The sequence below is a fragment of the Deltaproteobacteria bacterium genome (assembly GCA_019309045.1).
Taxonomy (GTDB): Bacteria; Desulfobacterota; Syntrophobacteria; order BM002; family BM002; genus JAFDGZ01.
Genome location: JAFDGZ010000163.1, coordinates 1 through 3465, shown reverse-complemented (window position 1 = coordinate 3465; position 3465 = coordinate 1). Strand labels below are relative to the sequence as shown.

The following is a 3465-nucleotide window of genomic DNA, read 5'->3' as shown; positions in this document are numbered from 1 at the left end:
ACAGATGCTCAGCAGAGCTGGCTACCAAGTGATTGCTGCTGCAAACGGTGATGATGCTCTGCAAATCTACAGGCGACAAGAAAAGCAAATTGATTTGGTGATTCTTGATCTGATCATGCCCGGGATGAGTGGCAAGAAGTGCCTGGAAGAACTGTTGAGGATAAACAGCCGGGCAAAAGTTCTCATTGCCAGCGGCTACTCACCCTATGAACCTCTGGAAGATCTTATGAAAAAAGGAGCGCGCGGCTTTGTCAGCAAGCCTTACAAGATCGGAGAGCTCCTCAGGGTGGTGCGACAAGCGATAACAGGGGATTGACCCTGGTAGAGTTAAACTTGACTTGACGAGCCGCAAGCGAGACAAGATAATAATTATGCAGATCTGAGTAAAGTCAAAGTCAATAGGCAAGATAGTGTTTGGCTGCCTGAATTAGGCAAAGTGAGAGAAGTTTATGGAAGAGGAAGATTCTCATCACAAGAGGAGGCGTCCTCATCTCAGTATGAGGGAGATGGAGATAGACGACCTGGCTGAAGTCTTCCATCTGGGAGAGAAACTATTTACCGCACGGGATGTGCCCAATCTGTATCGCAACTGGGATGAATTCGAGGTTGTCACTTTGTTCCAGCGCGATCCCGAGTTATGCCTGGTTGCAGAACTCAACAGCCAGATAGTGGGTTTTGCTCTCGGAACTACGGTGAGCAAGAGCCAGTCTGCCTGGAAATACGGCCACCTTGTCTGGCTGGGCATAGACCCTGAGCTGCACAGACAGGGGATCGCCGAGAAGCTGTTTCAATATTTCAAAGAGGTAATGCTCGAAAACGGTGTTCGTATGCTTCTGGTGGACACGGAAGCTGACAATCTGCCGGCGCTTCATTTTTTTCGCAAAATGGGCTTCGGCAATCCCCAGCAACACATTTATATGAGTCTCAACCTCAGCCAGCAACAGCGGCAGCTTCGTGAAAAGAAAGGCGACAGGCGGTCTCAGCATCGCCGACGCAATTCCAACAATGGCAAGACACGTCTCAATCGAGCCTCAACGTCTTCGTAGGCTGTTGCAGCACCTCATCGATATCTACAGCCCTTCCGGGAAAGAAGAACAGATACTCGATTATCTTCATGGTTATCTGCAGCAGCATGGGCTGCCAGTTGTGCCTCAGGCAGTAGACGACAGTCGCTACAATCTGGTGGTGGTGCCACCGGTGAAGCGGCTGCGACTGGCACTCATTGGACATGTAGATACGGTGGCAGCTTATGATCTCGAACACTATGGATATGAGGAAGAAGATGGTGTGGTCAAAGGACTTGGAGCTGCCGATATGAAGGGGGGCGTGGCCGCCATGGTGGAGGCCTTTGTGAGTCTGTGGAAAGCAGGAACTACCCAGGTTCCGGTGGCTTTGGCCCTGGTTGTAGGCGAGGAGGAGGAGGGCGACGGGGCTTTGCGTCTCGTGGAAGACTATCACTTTCCCTGGGCTGTGGTGGCAGAGCCGACAAACCTGAAGCCCTGTTTGAGCAACTATGGATACGTGGAAATCCAGATTCGCGCCACCGGCAAGAGGAGACATGCCTCCCTGGCTAATCAGGGCCAGAATCCTATCGAGACAATGCTTCACCTTTTGCTGAAACTGTCGCACTATATGCGGGAGAAGCTGCCTGATTCAGTGTATAATATTCGCGACTTGCTCAGCACCCAGGCAGGTTTTGCAGTGCCAGACTGGTGTGAAGCCTGGTTGGATGTCCACCTGCCGGCCACTGCCAGGATGGAGGACATATCCCTCGAGCTGGAAGAAATTGTCGAAAGGACAAGAGAGAGCGAACCGCAGATCGATGCGGACATCCGTTTTCCCACCATTCATGCGGGCTACGAATTGCCGGAAAAAGGTCCCCTGGTAGAGGCCTTGAGGGACATCTATCGGCGCAACTCTTTACCATGGGAGCCGCAGCCCTTTCCCAGCCATTCGGATGCAAATCAATTGTGGGCCTCAGGCGTGAAACCAATACTGCTCGGACCAGGAGAACTGGAAAAGGCTCACGCTCCAGACGAGGCTGTATCCCTCCAGCAAGTGCAGACAGCAGCTGAAGTATATCTGGAATTGCTTCTCCACATGTGTCAGTAGCCTGGATGCCTGCCTGAGTGCGACGGCAAACAAGTATGGATCGTCATGATGGCCAGAAAACTATTCAGAGTGCCCTTTCACAGGGGGCATGTGGATTTTGCCCTACCGCAAGGCATGTGCGGGCGTGCGGTAAGAAATCGCCCCTTTGAACCGGTAAGTGACATAAAGCAGGCTGTGGCGACAGCGCTTGCCCAACCGGTGAATTCTCCACCGCTGAGAAAGCTGGCAAACAAGGGTGCTACTGTCTGCGTGGTATTCACCGATATAACGAGGGATACACCAGACAACTTGCTAGTTCCTGCATTGTTGCAGGAACTGCTGGCAGCCGGTGTCCGCCAGAAGGACATCACTTTGCTATGTGGTACCGGCATGCATCGGCCGAGTACGGCAGAAGAAAAGGCGGCCAAGCTCGGCGACGAAGTTGTTGCGCACTATCGGGTTGTAGATAATGCGCCGGAAGATCCCGAAATGATGGTGGATCTTGGTTGCTGCAAGAACGGTGTCCCAGTAGTGATACACAGGGCTGTGGTTGAGGCAGATCTGGTCGTGGCTTCTGGCGCAGTGGAGCCGCACCAGTATGCCGGCTATTCCGGCGGCGCCAAGACAGTGGCCATTGGTGCTGCTGGAAAGTCATTGATTGCTGCCACTCATGCTCCGAGCATGATTGAACGGCCAGGAACCCGCCTGGGCAACCTGGAGGGCAACACTTTTCAGGAGGTAATACGAGAAGTAGGGCGCTTGGTGGGCTTGCGATTCATAGTGAACGTGGTGCTCAATGGCGACAAAAAAGTGATTGCTGTCAGAGCCGGGGAGCCAGAAGCCACACACAGGGAGCTGGTGGAGGTGGCGCGTCATCTTTATGAAGTGCCCCTGTCCAAGCAGTTTGACGTGGCAGTGGCCGGGGTTGGCTACCCAAAAGACGCCAATATCTACCAGGCGAGCAGGGCGGCCAGCTATCTGTTTTTTGCTCCTGTACCGGCGGTGAGGCAAGGTGGCGCTATCATTATCCCAGCGCTGACCCCTGAGGGAGCTGGTGAGGGACCGGCGGAAATAGCTTTCCTGCAGACGATGAAGGCAGCAAAGAACATGGCATCCCTCATCGGCCAACTGCGTCAGGGCGGCTACCAGGCGGGTGTGCAGCGGGCTTTTGTCATGGCAAAGGTCCTGGAGAAAAATGATGTTATCATTGCTGGCACTTCGACTCCGGACATTGTGCGTCAATGTCACATGACCCCTGCAGCGGATATTGAACACGCCTTGCAGATCAGCAGAAAAAGGTTGAACAGGCAGGACCTGGAAGTGCTTATCGTTCCCCACGCCCTGCAGACATTGCCGCACATCACCCAGCGTTCC

The 3465-nt window shown here is 53.6% G+C and carries 4 protein-coding genes; all 4 read left to right on the top strand.

Annotated features, from left to right (window positions below):
• A partial coding sequence (locus JRI89_17140) for a response regulator (protein ID MBW2072956.1) occupies positions 1 to 316 on the top strand: 316 nt, incomplete at its 5' end.
• A gap of 133 nt (positions 317 to 449) precedes the next feature.
• Complete coding sequence (locus tag JRI89_17135; protein ID MBW2072955.1) at positions 450 to 1046, top strand: GNAT family N-acetyltransferase; 597 nt, start codon at positions 450 to 452, stop codon at positions 1044 to 1046.
• Positions 1006 to 2112: a M20/M25/M40 family metallo-hydrolase gene (locus tag JRI89_17130; GenBank protein ID MBW2072954.1), complete on the top strand. Its 1107-nt coding sequence runs from the start codon at positions 1006 to 1008 to the stop codon at positions 2110 to 2112. Before JRI89_17135 ends, JRI89_17130 begins: the two co-directional genes overlap by 41 nt.
• Positions 2113 to 2157: 45 nt before the next feature.
• Positions 2158 to 3465, top strand: a 1308-nt coding sequence (larA, locus tag JRI89_17125; GenBank protein ID MBW2072953.1) for a nickel-dependent lactate racemase, incomplete at its 3' end; no start/stop codon positions are given.